The sequence below is a fragment of the Pseudomonas sp. PS01301 genome, from assembly GCF_029960215.1.
GTDB lineage: Bacteria > Pseudomonadota > Gammaproteobacteria > Pseudomonadales > Pseudomonadaceae > Aquipseudomonas > Aquipseudomonas coleopterorum.
Map to the genome: position 1 here is coordinate 1 of NZ_JASCPM010000160.1, position 255 is coordinate 255.

1 protein-coding gene is annotated in these 255 nt (G+C 67.1%); it reads left to right on the forward strand.

What is annotated here, in order from left to right; translation table 11 throughout:
* The coding region (locus QMX89_RS22865) for a Tc toxin subunit A (RefSeq protein WP_282349968.1) at positions 1-255 on the forward strand (255 nt) is incomplete at both ends.

Consider the following 255-nt stretch of genomic DNA (forward strand, 5'->3'; position numbering starts at 1 on the left):
CCCGCATCGCCGGGCGCCTCAGCTTCGCCGACGCCATGCCGCAGATGGGCATGAGCTCGGTGTTCGACATCATCCGCCAGCCCAAGCTCGAATTCACCAGCCGACTGCGCAACCTCAGCGACGCCGATGGCGACCTGGCCTACGACAATGCCATGTGCTACGCCAACCAGATCGCGCGCTCCTTCCGTGAAGAGCAGGTCTCGTCCGGCCGCAGCCTGCCGCTGATCGCTCCGCAAACCGGCGTGCGCGCCTTGG